The sequence below is a fragment of the Streptomyces sp. Inha503 genome (assembly GCF_047215865.1).
GTDB classification, from domain to species: Bacteria; Actinomycetota; Actinomycetes; order Streptomycetales; family Streptomycetaceae; genus Streptomyces; species Streptomyces lycopersici.
Genome location: NZ_CP178360.1, coordinates 6954417 through 6969811, shown reverse-complemented (window position 1 = coordinate 6969811; position 15395 = coordinate 6954417). Strand labels below are relative to the sequence as shown.

The 15395-nt window shown below is 70.8% G+C and carries 16 protein-coding genes; 10 read left to right on the top strand and 6 right to left on the bottom strand.

Going from position 1 to position 15395, the window contains the following annotated elements:
- Positions 1 to 20 precede the first annotated feature (20 nt).
- Together ACJX2R_RS29270 and ACJX2R_RS29265 are read left to right on the top strand one after the other, a co-directional pair.
- Positions 21 to 617 (top strand): TetR/AcrR family transcriptional regulator, encoded by a 597-nt coding sequence (locus ACJX2R_RS29270; protein WP_413102587.1) that lies wholly within the window; start codon positions 21 to 23, stop codon positions 615 to 617.
- Between the two features lie 124 nt (positions 618 to 741).
- Positions 742 to 1893, top strand: a complete 1152-nt coding sequence (locus ACJX2R_RS29265) for an MFS transporter (protein ID WP_413102586.1) — start codon at positions 742 to 744, stop codon at positions 1891 to 1893.
- On the opposite strand, the gene ACJX2R_RS29260 is transcribed toward ACJX2R_RS29265, so the two are convergent.
- A complete protein-coding gene (locus ACJX2R_RS29260; protein ID WP_413102585.1) occupies positions 1890 to 2114 on the bottom strand; it encodes a hypothetical protein in 225 nt (74 codons plus the stop codon). The two genes, ACJX2R_RS29265 and ACJX2R_RS29260, sit on opposite strands and share 4 nt — an antisense overlap.
- Positions 2111 to 2551: an ATP-binding protein gene (locus ACJX2R_RS29255; RefSeq protein WP_413102584.1), complete on the bottom strand. Its 441-nt coding sequence runs from the start codon at positions 2549 to 2551 to the stop codon at positions 2111 to 2113. Before ACJX2R_RS29255 ends, ACJX2R_RS29260 begins: the two co-directional genes overlap by 4 nt.
- 181 nt (positions 2552 to 2732) lie before the next feature.
- Between ACJX2R_RS29255 and ACJX2R_RS29250 the strand changes: the two genes are divergently transcribed.
- Positions 2733 to 3620, top strand: a complete 888-nt coding sequence (locus tag ACJX2R_RS29250) for a helix-turn-helix domain-containing protein (protein WP_413102583.1) — start codon at positions 2733 to 2735, stop codon at positions 3618 to 3620.
- A gap of 10 nt (positions 3621 to 3630) precedes the next feature.
- Entirely contained in the window at positions 3631 to 3825 is a 195-nt protein-coding gene (locus ACJX2R_RS29245; protein WP_413102582.1) for a DUF397 domain-containing protein, read from the top strand.
- Positions 3826 to 4498: 673 nt separating this feature from the next.
- On the opposite strand, the gene ACJX2R_RS29240 is transcribed toward ACJX2R_RS29245, so the two are convergent.
- Positions 4499 to 5086, bottom strand: coding sequence for a TetR/AcrR family transcriptional regulator (locus ACJX2R_RS29240; protein WP_413102581.1), 588 nt, complete (start codon positions 5084 to 5086; stop codon positions 4499 to 4501).
- A 113-nt stretch (positions 5087 to 5199) separates the two neighbouring features.
- On the opposite strand from ACJX2R_RS29240, the gene ACJX2R_RS29235 reads away from it, so the two are divergent.
- The 6 genes from ACJX2R_RS29235 (at position 5200) to ACJX2R_RS29210 (ending at position 11257) form a co-directional block, all read left to right on the top strand.
- Positions 5200 to 5772, top strand: coding sequence for an NAD(P)H-dependent oxidoreductase (locus ACJX2R_RS29235; protein WP_413102580.1), 573 nt, complete (start codon positions 5200 to 5202; stop codon positions 5770 to 5772).
- A 75-nt stretch (positions 5773 to 5847) separates the two neighbouring features.
- The gene (locus ACJX2R_RS29230; RefSeq protein WP_413102579.1) at positions 5848 to 6981 is read left to right on the top strand and encodes an NADH:flavin oxidoreductase; all 1134 of its coding nucleotides are present in this window, start codon (positions 5848 to 5850) and stop codon (positions 6979 to 6981) included.
- 111 nt (positions 6982 to 7092) lie between these two features.
- Positions 7093 to 7353: an RNA recognition motif domain-containing protein gene (locus ACJX2R_RS29225; protein WP_020869496.1), complete on the top strand. Its 261-nt coding sequence runs from the start codon at positions 7093 to 7095 to the stop codon at positions 7351 to 7353.
- A gap of 101 nt (positions 7354 to 7454) precedes the next feature.
- Positions 7455 to 8753 carry a DUF2993 domain-containing protein gene (locus ACJX2R_RS29220; RefSeq protein WP_413102578.1) on the top strand — a complete coding sequence of 433 codons (1299 nt, stop codon included), beginning with the start codon at positions 7455 to 7457 and terminating at the stop codon, positions 8751 to 8753.
- Positions 8754 to 9042: 289 nt separating this feature from the next.
- The gene (locus ACJX2R_RS29215; protein ID WP_020869498.1) at positions 9043 to 9171 is read left to right on the top strand and encodes a hypothetical protein; all 129 of its coding nucleotides are present in this window, start codon (positions 9043 to 9045) and stop codon (positions 9169 to 9171) included.
- Between the two features lie 121 nt (positions 9172 to 9292).
- A complete protein-coding gene (locus tag ACJX2R_RS29210) occupies positions 9293 to 11257 on the top strand; it encodes an ABC transporter ATP-binding protein (RefSeq protein WP_413105969.1) in 1965 nt (654 codons plus the stop codon).
- A gap of 769 nt (positions 11258 to 12026) precedes the next feature.
- Here ACJX2R_RS29210 and ACJX2R_RS29205 read toward each other — a convergent pair.
- The 3 genes from ACJX2R_RS29205 to ACJX2R_RS29195 all read right to left on the bottom strand — a co-directional run bounded on the left by ACJX2R_RS29205 (position 12027) and on the right by ACJX2R_RS29195 (position 15394).
- Entirely contained in the window at positions 12027 to 13448 is a 1422-nt protein-coding gene (locus tag ACJX2R_RS29205; protein ID WP_413102577.1) for an ATP-binding protein, read from the bottom strand.
- Complete coding sequence (locus ACJX2R_RS29200) at positions 13445 to 14185, bottom strand: response regulator transcription factor (protein ID WP_413102576.1); 741 nt, start codon at positions 14183 to 14185, stop codon at positions 13445 to 13447. Before ACJX2R_RS29200 ends, ACJX2R_RS29205 begins: the two co-directional genes overlap by 4 nt.
- An 87-nt stretch (positions 14186 to 14272) precedes the next feature.
- Positions 14273 to 15394, bottom strand: coding sequence for a S1C family serine protease (locus ACJX2R_RS29195; RefSeq protein WP_262704457.1), 1122 nt, complete (start codon positions 15392 to 15394; stop codon positions 14273 to 14275).
- Between the last annotated feature and the right edge of the window lies 1 nt (position 15395).

The following is a 15395-nucleotide window of genomic DNA, read 5'->3' as shown; positions in this document are numbered from 1 at the left end:
AAAACAGCTAGGCTGACGGCATGGCCCGGCCGAGGATGTTCGACGAGGAGCGGGCCCTGGACGCGGCGATGCACACGTTCTGGGAGAAGGGCTACGAGGCTACTTCCACCCAGGACCTGTGCGAAGCCACGGGCCTGGGGCGCAGCAGCATCTACAACACGTTCAAGAGCAAGCACGACCTGTTCCAGCGTGCGCTGGCCCACTACATCGACACCACGACCACCGCCCAACTGGCCGTACTGGAGGACACCCGACACAGTGCCGCTGATCGCATTCGCGCCCTGTTCGCCATGGTCATCGACGGCGAGACCGAGCACCGGGCCGGCGGCCGCGGCCTGGGCTGCCTGGGCGTGAACACCACGGTGGAACTGGCCGCACGCGACAGCCAGGCGGCGGGAATGCTGGAGCGCGACACGGCCCGCAGACTCACGGCGTTGCGCGCGGTGATCGAGGAGGGCCGCCGGGACGGCGATATCACCTCCCGGCGGGACGCCGGGTCGCTGGCCCGCTTCATCAACGCGGCGATCGGCGGCATGCGCATCTCGAGCCAGGGCGGCGCCGACCGGACCGCACTGGAGTCGATCGCCGAAGTCACCCTCGACGCGCTGATCCACTGACTCACGCTCCGCGCCGGGTGGCGCCGACCCGTACCCGCGTTTTGAACTAAGCGATACATAACCCTTCATCATCACGTCGCCGATCCCCCATACCGGTCGGCGCCAACCCTAAGGAGATCGAACCGTGCCCCGTGCCGTATACGTCCTGGCACTCGGCATCTTTGCCATGGTGACCAGCGAATTCGTGGTCGCCGGACTGATGCCTCAGATGGCCGACGGACTGAACGCCACCATCCCGCAGATCGGATACCTCATCACCGCGTTCGCGGTGGCCATGGCGGTCGGCGGGCCGTTCCTCACCGTGGCCCTCATGAAACTCCCGCCGCGGACGGCACTGATGGTGCTGTTCGTCATCTTCCTGGCGGGCAACGTCCTGGCGGCCACCGCGACCGGCTACGCCACGATGATGGCCGCGCGGATCGTCACCGGGATCGCCTCCCAAGCCTTCTTCGGCGTGGGCATCTCGATGTGCGCCCAGATCACCCGCCCCGAGGTCCGCGGCCGCGCGATCGCGGTCGCGATGAACGGCCTCATGCTCGGCACCCTGCTCGGACTGCCCATCTCCACCCTGGTCGGCGAGCGGTTCGGCTGGCGCGCGGCGTTCTGGACCATCACCGCCATCACCGTGATCGCCGCCGTGACGACCCTGTTCGGCGTGGACCGCGTCGAGCGCGCCGAGGGCGGCGGCGGCTTCCGACAGGAGGTCGGCGTCTTCAAGAAGCCCAAGCTGTGGCTGGTGCTGTCCACCAGCACGCTCATCATCGGCGCCACCTTCTCCGCCTTCAGCTATTTCAACCCCATCCTCACCGGCCTCACCGGCTTCTCCACCGGTACCGTCCCCGTCCTGCTGATCGCCTACGGTGCCGCCACCGTCGTCGGCAACGACATCGTCGGCCGCTTCGCCGACCGCCATACCGTCCCGGTCCTCGCCGTCGGCCTCGCCCTCAACACCGTGTTCCTCACCGGCTTCGCCCTGCTCGCCGACCTGCCCGCACCGGCCGTCATCTGCATGATGGGCATCGGCCTGGTCGGCGTCACCATGAATCCGGCCATGGCGACCCGCGTCCAGCGCACCGGCAACGCCGGGCCCCTGGTCAACACCGTCCATTCCTCCTTCATCACCCTCGGCATCATCCTCGGCTCCTCCATCGGCGCCGTCGTGATCGACGCCTGGGGCCTGCGCGCCCCCCTCTGGCTCGGCGCGATCACGGCTCTGGTCGGCCTGGCCACCGTCCTGCCCGACCTCGCCCGCCGTTCCACTTGGCCGACGCCCTAACCTCTCCGGTCCGACCGGGCCCGCTCGGCCTTCAGCAGGCGCTGGTAGTCCGTGAGCACGCGCAGCAGCGCGAAGCCGGTGCCGAGGGGGACGGTGCCGAGTTGCAGTTGCGGTTGGCGGGGGGCGCTGAGGTCCGCCCGTACGTCGGGGAGCCGTACGCCGTGGGCGGCGAACTCGTCACGGAGGATCGCGGCGACCCGCTCGGCGGGGGTGGGGTTCATGCGGGGCTTTTCGTGTGCGTGGGCGGGACGTTGAACTCGAACCACACCGCTTTGCCGGTGCCTTCGGTGGATTCGTCGAGGGTCATGCCGCAGATGTCGGAGAGGGCCGTGACCAGGAAGAGGCCGCGCCCGTTGGTCTCATCGGTCGCGGCGCGGCGGGGCGAGGGGAGTTCGGGGCTGTCGTCGTGGACGGTCACCCGGACGCGGTCGTGCTGAACGGTGGCGGCCATCCACACGTCGCCCTTGCCATGGCGGTGGACGTTGGTCACTAACTCCGATGCGCAGAGGGCTGCCGCGTCGGCGAGTTGGGACAGTCCTGAGGCCGCGAAGATCCCGCGCACGAAGTCGCGGCACAGGCGGGGTGAGGTGGGGAGGGCGGGGGCGGAGAGGGTGTAGCGGTGCGGGTGTTCCGGGTGTGCGTGTGCGTGTGCTCCCATGCGACGCCTCCGTGGCGCTTCGTGAACGGGCATCGTGCGACCCAACACAGCTCCGCTGTGTGACCGTCACCACACACACGGTATAGATGAAGGGTGACAAGTTCAACCTGATCGCGAGAATGAGTGGACCGACCCACCCCCTGACGGCAGACTGTGGCCCACACCCTGAGGAGAGACCCCGTTGGCACTGCGAACCAACCCCACCGAGAGACAGCGCCGCCTTGGCGCAGAGCTGCGAAGGTTGCGCGAGCAAGCCGGGTTGACGCTGCATGAGGCGGGCGCGCTCATCGACATGGGTCGTGTGCACCTGACGCATGTCGAGGGTGGCCGCACGGCGATCCCGAGCGACCGACTGCGTCGGCTTTGCGAGGGCTACGGGCACACAAGTGCACCCTTTGTCGAGGCGCTCGTCGATATGGCCGACAGCAACGGCAAAGGCTGGTGGTCCGCGTACCGCAAGAGCTTCCCGCAGTCCGCGCTTGACCTCGCCGAGCTTGAGTCAGGCGCCACGGCCATGGAGAGCTACGAGACGCTTCTGATCCCGGGCCTGCTTCAGACCGATGCATACATGCGGGCCCTCTTCCGCAGCACTCGCCCGGACGCCACCCAGGACGAGATCGACAACCTCGTTCGCTTCCGCAGGGCCCGGCAAGACGTCCTGAGCGCCAACTCCTCGACCACCTTTCACACCGTGATCCACGAAGCAGCGCTTCGCATGGAGGTCGGCGGCTCGCAGGTCATGCGAGGGCAACTCACCCACCTCATTCGGGCGTCGATGCTTCCCACGGTCACGGTTCAGGTACTGCCGTTCGACGTCGGCGTACGCGGCTGGTACAGCACGCCCTTTCTGCTACTCAGAACGGGCGTGCCGGGCCTGGAAACGGTCGTCGCCGATCACCCGTCCGCGCGACTGCGCCTGGGAGATACCGAGTCCGTGGCGCATTACGGTGCCACCTTTAAAGAGCTCAGCGAAGGCGCACTGCCGCCAGTTGTGGCGGACGAATCCCCCATGCTCCACGAGAAGCGTGACTCGTGGGGCCTCATCCAACACATCCTGTACACCCACTGAGGAAGGCAGCATGCCGCAGACCACATGGCGGAAGTCGTCGTTCAGCGAGGGCCAAGGCGACAACTGCGTGGAACTCGCCGCCGCAGGCAATGGCATCCACATGCGCGAGAGCGATGAGCCGGAGGCGGTGGTCCGTACGACGCCCGCCGCGCTCGGCGTGTTCATACGCGCCATAAAGACTGGCCGCCTCGACCACACCCTCTGAGCGCCGACCGGATGTCAGGCGCGGGCATCGTCTCGCGCGCTTCGCGCGATTGAGCAGCGGCGGGCGGGGGCCGGGGCGTAGGGCGCGTTGCGGGCCGCCGGGCCGGTGGGGGCCCATGCCGTGACGGCCATCGCGCCCGGGGGCCCGTGCCGATCCGGAGCGCGGTCCGGTGGGCGGTCCCTCCGGGTACCCCCTCCGAAAACGCTTGATCTGAAGCAACTACCTTGTCAAGGGTTTTCGGGAGGGGTACCCCCTGCGGCGTCGAGTGCGACCGGGACCGTCCGGCGACGGGCCCGCCCCCGCACACGGATGCCGCCACCGGCGGTCGCTCCCACCGGCCCGGCAGCCGGCGGTCGGCCCGACGCCCCCGCCCCCCTGCCCCGCTGCTCAATCGCGCGAAGCGCGCGAAACGGCGCCGCACCCGACCAACGCGCCGCACCCAGCCCATGCGCCGCACCCGGCCAACGCGCCGCACCCGGCGGAGGCGGCCCGTCGGGCGAGCGGGACGGCCCCCGGCCGACGGGACGGCGTTCCGGCTACGCGGCGGGCAGGGGCCACGCCGCCGAGGGATCGCCGAGCCATACCCGGTGGTGGCCGTCGGCAACCAGTTTGGGCTTCGCCCGTCGAGGGGCAGTAGAGCGCGTATGCACCAACCGGCGGGTCAGGCCCGGGTTCAGGCGCGGCGAGGTTTGTCGCAGGCGGTCCAGATGAGGCGGCGGGCGAGCTCACCGGTGCGCTGGGCGGGGCCCTGGGGGCCGAGGACGGTGGCGGTGACGTAGACGCCGTTGAGGACGAGGAGCAGGTCGTCGGCCAGCTGCTCGGGGTCGGAAGCGCGGGCGTCGGCTGCCAAGTCACGCATCCAGTCGCGGACCCGCTGCTCGTGGGTGACCGCCACACGGTTCGCGGAGTGTTCCGGGTCGGGAAACTCGGTATGGGTGTTGAGCATGGGGCAGCCCCGGAAGGTGGGCAGTCTGGTCTCCTCGATGACGGCCGTGAAGATCGCGAGGAGCTTCTCGCGCGGGTCGTCGACCTGGTCGGTGACCTGACGCATACGTTCGAACCAGGCGTCGGCGCGGTCCTGTGTGTAGGCGCTGGCGAGAGCGTCTTTGGTGGGGAACTGCCGATAGACGGTGGCGTTGCCGACCCCGCTCTCCTTGACCACCAGGTCCATACCGACAGCGCGGATGCCGCGCTGGTAGTACAGGCGGCTCGCCACGGCCAGGACGTGGCGCCGGTTCTCCTCCGCTGTCTTGCGAGCCATGGTGCGCTCCTTCTGCCTGTGGGCCCGGTCTCAGCTTGACAGACGGATCGATCCGTCACAAACTCCGGGACGGAACGATCCGTCACAACACCACAGTCAAGGATCAACCGCCGATGCACCGTCCCGGCCCGCCCTCCTCGCGCACCCTGGTTGTCGTTGCCCACCCCGACCTGGCCTCCTCCCGCATCACCGCCCGTCTGGCCGAGGCCGTGAGAGACCTCGCCCACGTCACCGTCCATGAGCTCGGCACCGCCTGCCGCGATGGCCGCTTCGACGTCGACCGTGAGCAGCGACTGCTGCGCGACCACGACCGGATCGTGTGGCAGTTCCCCTGGTACTGGTACTCCGTCCCCGCAGTGCTCAAGGCATGGATCGACCAGGTCCTCACCCACGGCTTCGCCTACGGCGGCAGTGGCTCCGCACTGCGCGGCAAGACCCTCCAGTTGGTCACCTCCACGGGCGGGCCGGAAGAGTCGTACGCTGCCGTCGATCCCACTTCCCGCTTCACGATGACCCAGCTGCTGGCACCCCTCGACGCCACCGCCCGCCTGATCGGCATGCGTCTCGCCGAGCCGCTGGTTCTGCACGGCGCCCGCACCGTCTCCGACGAGAACCTCGCCGTGCACGCCAAGCGCTACCGCGAGCTTCTCGGCTCTGCGGAGGCGGCCTCCGGTACTTGCCCCTGACGTCGACGTCAGGTTTTAGCTTGGCCGGGCCGCGCGATTCCGCGCGGTGATGACGTCCGGTCAAGGAGCATTCACGTGTCCGTGAGCAGTAGCGCCGAGCGCGCGGCCCAGGTTCTGTCCCGTCCGTTCACCGTGGGTGGGCTCACCGTGCGCAATCGGATCGCCATGGCGCCGATGACCCGCATGTTCTCGCCGGGCGGGGTGCCCAATGCCGATGTGGTGGCGTACTACGCGCGCCGGGCCGCCGCTGGGGTGGGGCTGATCATTACCGAGGGGACCTATGTCGACCACCCCTCGGCGGGGCTGAGCGACAGCGTGCCGCGGTTCTACGGGGAGGACGCCCTGGCCGGGTGGGCCGAGGTCGTGAAGCAGGTGCACCTCGCGGGCGGGCGGATCGCGCCGCAGATCTGGCATGTGGGGGTTTCGCGGGAGGAAGGGGCGCCCCCGCACCCCGAGGCGCCGGTGCTGAGCCCGTCCGGTGTCGGGCTGGACGGGCGGCCGGTCGGGCGGGCGATGACGCAGGGCGACGTGGACGCGGTGATCGCCGCCTTCGCCGACGCGGCCGCCGCCGCGGAGCGGATCGGTTTTGACGGGGTCGAACTGCACGGGGCGCATGGGTACTTGATCGACCAGTTCCTGTGGGGCGCCACGAACCGCCGTACCGACGCCTACGGCGGCGACCCGGCGTCCCGGGTCCGCTTCGCGGCCGAGCTGGTGGCGGCCTGCCGTAAGGCCGTCTCCGCCGAGTTCCCGATCATCTTCCGTACGTCCCAGTGGAAGCAGGACCATTACGACGTGCGGATGGCCGAGACCCCGCAGGAGCTGGAGGCGCTGCTCACGCCGCTGGCGGAGGCGGGGGTGGATGTCTTCCACGCGTCCAACCGGCGCTACTGGACGCCGGAGTTCGAGGGCTCGGACCTGAACCTCGCGGGCTGGACGAAGAAGCTCATCGGGAAGCCGACGATCACGGTCGGTTCGGTCGGTCTGAACCAGGACTTCCTGCCGACGTTCGTGCCGGGGACCGGCAGCGGGCCGGTTCAGGTGGCGGACATCGAGAATCTGCTGGACCGGCTGGAGCGGGACGAGTTCGATCTCGTGGCCGTCGGGCGGGCCCTGCTCGCCGACCCCGAGTGGGCCGAGAAGGTGCTGACCGGGCGCGCGGACGCGCTCGTGCCGTACTCCGTGGAGCAGCTCGGCACGCTGCACTGAGCCGTGGGGGATGACCGGTTCAGCCCATGTGAATGGCCGGTTTCGTACCTCGCTGAGAGGATTGAGCCGGTTCGCTCCTCTGGGAACCACGGAGAACAAGGAGAGCCGGTCATGTCCAAACGACTGCATGTGGGCAACTTGAGCTATCAGACGACGACACGGGACCTGGCGACCCTGTTCGGGCAGTTCGGCGAGGTGCTGGACGCGACCGTGATCACCGACCGGGAGAGCGGCCGCTCGCGGGGGTTCGGGTTCGTGGAGATGGACGAGGTGGCCGCGGAGAAGGCGATGGCCCAGCTCGACGGCTGCGAGATGGACGGCAGGGCGGTGACGGTCACCGAGGCCAGGGCGGTCTCACGTGGCACGCGCTGAGAAACGGCACGTGCACGGAAGGCGAAATCGGAACGTGCCGTTCGCCACGTATCGCCGCTAGGACTTGCGGGTGGGGCAGTGTGCCGTGGTGGTATTGATTGATGCGATCCCCCACACGCATACCTTCACCCCAGTCCCCATATCCTCACAGCGGTTCACCTGGCGTTCACTACCGGAACCCCTACGAGGAACTCGGCGAGCTGGCCGACCCGTACGATCCGGACGACCCGCTGGGCCTCGGCCTGACGTCGGACGATGACGACGACGCCGACCTCGGCGGGCGCAGAGACAAGCCGGCCGCCTCCGGCTCCGGGGATGACGGCGCGCGGTGGTCACCGCCCAACCACCGCCGCTCGTCCCGGCGTCGGCGCGGCCGCTTCCGGGCGGTGCCGCGCACCGCGAAGGCGCTGATCGGGCTTGTCGTGCTGGCGCTGCTGCTGGTGCTGGCCGACCGCTGCGCGGTGATGTACGCCGAGCGCAAGGCCGAGCAGGAGCTCCAGAAGAAGCTGAATCTGGCCACGGCACCGAACGTGACCATCCACGGCTTCCCGTTCCTCACCCAGGTGCTGGGCAAGGACCTCCAGCAGGTCGACATCGCCGTACCGGACGTGGCGGCCGACCGGGTCTCGCTCGCCGAAGTGCGCGCCCAGGTACAGGACATCCGGATCGTGGGGGATCTGCCCAGCTCCTTCAGGGGGGCGAAGGTGGGCCGGATGAAGGGCGATGTGCTGCTGTCCTTCGAGGATCTCAGCCGTGAACTGGGCGCCTCCCAGGTGCGGTTCCGGGCGCTGGGGCCCAGCTCGGTGCGCGCGGACGGGAAGCTGCCGGTCGCGGGCCAGCAGGTGTCGCTGCACGCCCAGGCACATATCGGACGCCAGGGAGACCGTGGGATCTCCACCAGCGTGACCGATATGCGGCTGGACATCCCCGGGATCGCCACCTACCGGCCCGGCCCCGAACCGCGCCCCGGGCTGTATCTGCACAAGAAGGCGGCCAAGCAGATCAGCGAGGACTCCGAGAAGGCGCAGGCGCTGCTGTCGATCCCCTCGGTGGCGAAGAAGCTCGGGGTGTCGCCGGTGGAGGCGGGGCAGGCGCTGAACGACGAGCGGAAGCTGGACGAGATCACGGGCTCGCCGCGGTTCGTCCCCGCGCTGCTCGCGGTCAACCTCGTCCAGGCGGCCAACGACCATCCCCAGCTGGCCAGGAAGCTCGGCATCGATCCGACGGTGGCGGCGGCGCTGGCACGGATAAAGGTGCCGGAGCTGACGAACAAGCTGGAGCTCTCCTTCCAGCTGCCCGAAAAGGCGAAGGGCATCCGGTTGGCGAACATTGGCGTGTCCCCGGAGGGGATTCGGGCCGATCTGACCGGTGCGGGGCTGAAATTCGGAAAGACCCGCTGAGACCGGCTGAACTCGCCGAACACATTCGGCTCTTGTGAAAGGGGCTGGTGGCGTGCGCCACCAGCCCCTTTCACATGCCTACGCGGGCGTTCTGGGCAGGCGCTTCGCGCGTGACGCGGCAGGTCGGCCCGCGGTTCCACATCCCGCGTAAAAATTCCTTGAGCCCGTTCTGGGCAAACGCACAGCTCAGTCCGATCTCCCTCACGGATATCGCTCCTAATGTCTTCCGTGTCGAAGCCGAACGGCTCCGGCAAAGGAAAAGAAACAGCGAATTCCGAAAGGCACCATCATGAGCTTCCACAAGATCGTCCCGGTCAAGCCCGCCCGCAAGGCCGAGCCGAAGAAGAAGCACCACGCCCCGAAGCCGGCCCCGAAGAAGGGCCCGAAGAAGCCCCACCGCCGCCCCATCGGCGGCTGAACCCACACATCGAGAAAGGCGGGTCCGCGGCAGCGCGCCGCGGGCCCGCCTCGGCCTTGTCCGGAACCGAGGAGCCGAGCGGGAGAGACCGACCGTGACCCCTTACGAAGACCAGCCCACCATGCAGCTGCGCGCGCTCGGATCCGACCCGGCGGCCACCGGCCTGGGACGGCATCGGCGGCTCGGGCGGCCGCGTCCTTACGGCCGTCATCAGCCGAAGGCCGCCCCGCAGCTCCCCGAGGAGTACCTGCCCGTGGACGCGGGGGACGGTGAGCCCGGCGGCGAGGGGGCGGCTCCGCGGCTGGCCGCGCGACAGGCGTTCCGCCGGTTCTGGCCGCTCACCAGGGGCGACCGGCGCTGGCTGGTGCTCATCTGCGCCTGTGTCATCGCCGCGGCGCTCGCCGAGACCGCCGCGATCCTCCTCTTCTCCGATCTGACCGACAACGCCCTGCGGCAGGGCTCGCTCAGCGCCTTCTGGGTTCCCGCCGCGCAGTGGCTCGCGGTCGCGGTGCTCGGCGCGGGCGTCGGCTATATGGGCAACTCGCTCGCCGTATGGACCGCGGAACGGTTCGTACTGCGGCTGCGGGCCCGGGTCTTCGCGCATGTGCAGGATCTGCCGCCGCACTTCTTCCAGCGCCACCGCCAGGGCGATCTGGTCGAGCGGCTCACCGGGGACGTGGAGTCCATCGAGCAGATGGTGGTCTCCGGGGTGGTGAGCACCGTCTCCGCCGTCTTCAGCACGGTGTTCTTCTCCGTGGCCGCCTTCCGGCTGCGCTGGGACCTGGCGCTGGTCACCTTCGTCCTGGCGCCGCTGTTCTGGCTGGCCGCGCGGCGCTTCTCGGGGCGGATCGGCTCGGTCGCGCGGGACGAGCGGGTCGCCGACGGCGCGATCACCTCCGTCGTCGAGGAGTCGCTCGGCAACGTCGTGCTGACGCAGGCGTACCACCGTAAGGACGCCGAGGAGCGGCGGCTGGACCGGGAGGCGCGGGCGTGGCTGCGGGCGTCGGTGGCCGGTGCCCGGATGAGCGAGCTGTACGAGCAGTTGGTCGAGGTCATCGAGACGCTGTGCGTGCTCGCCGTGATCGGGCTCGGCGCCTGGGAGATCTCCCAGGACCGGATGACCATCGGCCAGCTGCTGGCCTTCGCCGCCTTCCTCGGCTACCTCTACCCGCCGATCCGCAACCTCGGGCAGCTCGGTCTCACCCTTACGGCCGCCGCCGCGGGCGCCGAGCGGCTGGCGGAGATCCTCGACGCCGAGCCCACCGTGAGCGATCCGCCGCCGGGGGCCGCGATGGCGCCGTGGCGGGTGCACGGCACGGTGGAGTTCGACGGTGTCGGCTTCCGCTACCCCGGCGGCGACCGGCGCACCCTGGCCGGGGTCTCGTTCACCGCCCGGCCGGGTGAGTTCGTGCTGATCACCGGGGCGAGCGGGGCGGGCAAGTCCACCGTCTCCAAGCTGCTGACCCGCTTCTACGACCCGGCGGAGGGGTTCGTACGGCTCGACGGCGTACCGCTGTACGCGATGCCGCTGGGCTTTCTGCGGACGCATGTGACGCTGCTGCCGCAGGAGACCCTGATCCTGCACGACACCATCCGCGAGAACATCGCCTGCGGCCGCCCCGGGGCCGCCGAGCACGAGATCGTACGCGCGGCGCGGGACGCCGCCGCGCACGACTTCATCGCGGCGCTGCCCGAGGGCTACGACACCCGGATCGACCCGCATACGGCGCGGCTGTCCGGCGGGCAGCTCCAGCGCATCGCCATCGCCCGCGCGATGCTGCGCGACGCGCCCGTCCTCGTCCTGGACGAGCCCACGACCGGTCTGGACGCGCTGGCCGCGCGGCGGGTCGTGCGGCCGCTGCGGCGGCTGATGTCCGGCCGCACCACGATCATGATCACCCACGATCTGAACCTGGCGGCGGACGCGGACCGCATCCTGGTGCTGGACCACGGGCGGCTCGTGGAGACGGGCACGCATCACGAGCTGCTGGCGCTGGGTGGGGCGTACGCGCGGCTGCACGGCTCCGGGGACGGTTCGCCGGCCGAGACGGGCCCGCAGCCGACGCTCCGGCTCGGGCCGCGGTGAGGGGGCGGGCTGGGCCAGCCGACCCCAGCCTGGTCAGGGCGTGTCCGACGGATCTGGACGCCTGCGGCGGGCTGTCCCCTCCCCGCCCCTTCCCGAAACCGGGGCTCCGCCCCAGACCCCACACCGAGGCTCCGCCCCACACCCCGGACAGGGGCCCCGCCCCAAATCCCGGACAAGGGCTCCACGCCACACCCCAGACCAGGACCTCGCCCCACACCCCCCGCACCGGGGCCCCGCCCCACACCCGTGCCGAGGCCCCGCCCCACACCCCAGACCGGGGCGTCGCCCCAACACCCCGCACCGGGGCCTCGCCCCCCAGACCGAGGCATCGCCCCCCATACCCGTGCCGGGGCCTCGCCCCACACCCCCGACCGAGGCATCGCCCCACTGCCGGGGCCCCGCCCCACACCCCCCGGACCGAGGCTCCGCCCCACACCCCGCACCGGAGCCTCGCCCCCCGGGCCGCGGCATCGCCCCACACCCCCCGGACCGGGGCGTCGCCCCAACAGCCCGGGGTCCAGGGGCAGAGCCCCTGGTAACGGGAAGGGGCGGGGAGGGGAAAGACCCGTCGGACACGCCCTGACCAGGCCGGGCCGGGCCGGACCAAGCCGGGCGGGACGAGCCGAGCGGGATCCGCGCCGGACCCGAGCCGAACCGGGCACCGAGCCGAACCGGACCGGGCTGAGCCAGCCCCGAGCCGGGCCCCCGAACCGGACCGGGCTGAGCCGGACCTGCGCCGAACCGGACCCCGAGCCGGAGCAGGCTGGGCTCAGTCCGGGGCGATGTCCGGCGGAGCCGTAGGCGCGCCTGGGAGTCTGAGCCAGGCGACCGTGCCGCCGCCCGGGGCCGGTTCCAGCCCCACCTGGCCGCCCGACTGCTGGACCGTACGGGCCACGATCGACAGCCCGAGGCCCGAGCCGGGCATGCTGCGGGCGGACGGGGAGCGCCAGAAGCGCTCGAAGACATGCGGCAGTTCCTCGGCGGGGATGCCGGGGCCATGGTCGCGCACCCGTACCTCTCCGCTTCTGAGGACGACGTCGATCACACCACCCGAAGGGCTGAACTTCACCGCGTTGTCGAGCAGATTGACCAGCGCCCGCTCCAGGGCGGTGGCCTCGCCCCGGACGTACCAGGCCTCGATCGAGGCGTTGATCGTAAGATGGGCGCCGCGCAGCCGGGCCCGCTCCAGGGCCGTCCGCACCACCTCGTGCAGGGCGACCATCTGCGGGGGTCCGCTGCCGGGCAGCGCGTCGGGGCGGGACAGCTCCTGAAGATCGCCGATCAGCGCCGCCAGCTCGGTCATCTGCGCCTTGACGCTCCCCATGAGCGCCTTACGGTCGGCGGGCGGCAGCGCGCGGCCGGTCTCCTCGCTGCGCGCGAGGAGCTCGATATTGGTCCGCAGCGAGGTCAGCGGGGTGCGCAGTTCATGCCCGGCGTCCGCGATCAGCTGCTGCTGACGGTCGCGGGAGGAGGCGAGCGCCGCCGTCATGGAGTTGAACGACCGGGACAGCCGGGCGATCTCGTCATCGCCCTCCGTCGGGATACGCACGGCCAGATCCTCGGTGCGGGCCACATGCTCGACCGCCTCGGTCAGCCGGTCCACGGGCTTGAGCCCGGTCCTGGCGATCCACAGGCCCGCCGCTCCCGCGCCCACGACACCGACCCCGGCGACGAGGGCCAGGACCAGCGCGAGCGTGCCCAGCGGATGCGCTACCTCGCTCAGCGGGCGCGCCATGGAGACGGCGATCCCGCGCGGCAGCGGGCTGCCGGGGCCGGAGGCCGGCCGGTAGGTGAACACCCGCATGTCCTCGCCGCCCGCGCCCGTCGCGTCATGCAGCGCGCTCGGCCGCTCCCCGACGGCCACGGCCACGTCGGCGGTGGTCACCGGCAGCTTGGTCGCCCCGGGCTGGGTGCAGCGGCTCCCGTCGGCGAGCACGATCTGCACGGAGTACGAGCCGAGGGCGTGCGGGGTGCGGTCGTCGGCGCCGTCGGGGTTCTGGCACGCCTCCAGGATGCTCAGCACATTGCGCTCGTCCACCGTGACGTTGCGCAGGGACGAGTCGAGTTGGGCGCTGAGCTGCTCCCGGACGATCAGCCAGGACGCGAACGCGGACACCGCCACCGCGACCGCGACCGCCATGGCGGTCAGCAGGGCCAGCCGCGAGCGCAGCGGCAGTCTGCGGAACCTCACGAGGGCTCGCCCTCCGCGGGCCGCAGGACGTACCCCACCCCGCGTACGGTGTGCACGAGCCGCGGCTCGCCGCCCGCCTCGGTCTTACGGCGCAGATACATCACGTACACGTCCAGCGAGTTGGACGACGGCTCGAAGTCGAAGCCCCACACCGCCTTGAGGATCTGCTCACGGGTGAGCACCTGGCGCGGATGCGCCAGGAACATCTCCAGCAGGGTGAACTCGGTCCGGGTCAGCTCGACGCGGCGCGCGCCCCGGGCGACCTCGCGGGTCGTCAGGTCCATCCGCAGATCGCCGAAGGCCAGCACGTCCCCCTCGGGCGGCGCCGCGCCCTGCTGGGCGGCGTAGGAGCTGCGGCGGAGCAGGGCGCGGATGCGGGCCAGCAGTTCGTCCAGTTCGAAGGGTTTGACGAGGTAGTCGTCGGCGCCCGCGTCGAGTCCGGTGACCCGGTCGCCGACCGTGTCCCGCGCGGTGAGCATCAGGATCGGCAGCGTCACCCCGGTGGCGCGCAGCCGCCGCGCGGCGGTCAGCCCGTCCATCCGGGGCATCAGCACATCGAGCACGATCAGCTCGGGGTCGTAGGAGCCGACCTTGCCCAGCGCGTCCAGTCCGTCCACGGCGGTCTCGGTCGCGTAGCCCTCGAAGACGAGGCTGCGCTGAAGGGCTTCCCGGACGGCCGGCTCGTCGTCGACGATCAGGATGCGGGCCGGCTGGTCGCCGTGGTCGGCGGGGCTCATGGGGCGGTTTCCTCAAAGCGGGTGACGGTGGGGCGGGCAGGTGACCGCGGCGGGCTGTGCGGCGCTGCTGCCAGCCTCGCACGTCCATCAGGCGTTGCTGTCACTTCCGCCCGCGCGCAGGGAGGCGAGATCGGACTTGACGGTGTTGATCGGGATCGAGAAGCCGAGGCCGACGCTGCCCGCGCTGCTGGAGCTCTGGTCCGAGGCCGCGGAGTACATCGCGGAGTTGATGCCGATGACCTGGCCGCTCATGTTGATCAGCGCGCCGCCGGAGTTGCCGGGGTTGAGCGAGGCGTCGGTCTGGATGGCCTTGTAGGTGGTGGTCGAGGAGCCGACGTCGCCGTTGTACCGGCCGCCGCCGAACTCGAACGGCCACTGCCCGCCGCCGCCCGGCCCCTGACCGTCCTGGCCCTGCCCCTGGCCCTGGTCCGTGGAGACGGTGACGTCACGGTCGAGGGCGGAGACGATGCCGCTGGTGACGGTGCCGGTAAGCCCTTCCGGCGAGCCGATGGCCACGACCTGGTCGCCCACCGTGACCTTGCCGGAGTCGCCGAGGGACGCGGCCTTCAGCCCGCTCGCGCCCTCCACTTTGATCAGGGCGAGATCCTTCTTGCTGTCGGTGCCGACGACCGTCGCGGTCTTCTTGCTGCCGTCGCTGAAGGTCACCTTGATCGCGTCGGCGCCGGAGACCACGTGGTTGTTGGTGATGATCTCGCCGCCGCTGGTGATCACCACGCCGGAGCCGGTGGACTGGCCGCTGGTGCCGCTGGCGCTGACCTCCACGATGCTGGGGCTGACGGCCGCCGCGACGGCCGAAACCCCGCTGTTGCTGCTGGACTTGGCGTTGACCACGGGGGTGGAGATCGTGGTGTCGGACTTCTGGGTGGCGTTGGTGACCAGCGCGGCCGCCCCGCCGCCCACGAGCGCCGAGACCGCCGCCACGGCCGCGATCAGCGCGACCGGCCGCGAGACCCGCGCCCTGCGCCGCCCCCCGCCCCCGTGCGCCCCCTCACTCGCGAACGCGCCGCCGTCCTCCCCCGCGCCGCTCCCGCCACTGCCACCGCCGTCACCCGGCCATACGGTGACCCCGGACGGCGTGGTGACCGGCTGCTGAGGCTGATACGCGGGCGGGTCGGGATACCCCGCACCGCCGCCGTACGCGTAGGGATAGGGCTCGTCTGCGCCGCTGCGGCGTGTGCTGTCCGTCATG

What these genes read in the sequence shown, in the direction of transcription:
- ACJX2R_RS29260 (WP_413102585.1), bottom strand. Translation starts at nt 2,114, where the DNA reads ATGAACCCCACCCCCGCCGAGCGGGTCGCCGCGATCCTCCGTGACGAG.
- ACJX2R_RS29240 (WP_413102581.1), bottom strand. Translation starts at nt 5,086, where the DNA reads ATGGCTCGCAAGACAGCGGAGGAGAACCGGCGCCACGTCCTGGCCGTG.
- ACJX2R_RS29220 (WP_413102578.1), top strand. Translation starts at nt 7,455, where the DNA reads ATGCGATCCCCCACACGCATACCTTCACCCCAGTCCCCATATCCTCAC.
- ACJX2R_RS29200 (WP_413102576.1), bottom strand. Translation starts at nt 14,185, where the DNA reads ATGAGCCCCGCCGACCACGGCGACCAGCCGGCCCGCATCCTGATCGTC.
- ACJX2R_RS29210 (WP_413105969.1), top strand. Translation starts at nt 9,293, where the DNA reads ATGCAGCTGCGCGCGCTCGGATCCGACCCGGCGGCCACCGGCCTGGGA.
- ACJX2R_RS29245 (WP_413102582.1), top strand. Translation starts at nt 3,631, where the DNA reads ATGCCGCAGACCACATGGCGGAAGTCGTCGTTCAGCGAGGGCCAAGGC.
- ACJX2R_RS29235 (WP_413102580.1), top strand. Translation starts at nt 5,200, where the DNA reads ATGCACCGTCCCGGCCCGCCCTCCTCGCGCACCCTGGTTGTCGTTGCC.
- ACJX2R_RS29270 (WP_413102587.1), top strand. Translation starts at nt 21, where the DNA reads ATGGCCCGGCCGAGGATGTTCGACGAGGAGCGGGCCCTGGACGCGGCG.
- ACJX2R_RS29195 (WP_262704457.1), bottom strand. Translation starts at nt 15,394, where the DNA reads ATGACGGACAGCACACGCCGCAGCGGCGCAGACGAGCCCTATCCCTAC.
- ACJX2R_RS29255 (WP_413102584.1), bottom strand. Translation starts at nt 2,551, where the DNA reads ATGGGAGCACACGCACACGCACACCCGGAACACCCGCACCGCTACACC.
- ACJX2R_RS29225 (WP_020869496.1), top strand. Translation starts at nt 7,093, where the DNA reads ATGTCCAAACGACTGCATGTGGGCAACTTGAGCTATCAGACGACGACA.
- ACJX2R_RS29215 (WP_020869498.1), top strand. Translation starts at nt 9,043, where the DNA reads ATGAGCTTCCACAAGATCGTCCCGGTCAAGCCCGCCCGCAAGGCCGAG.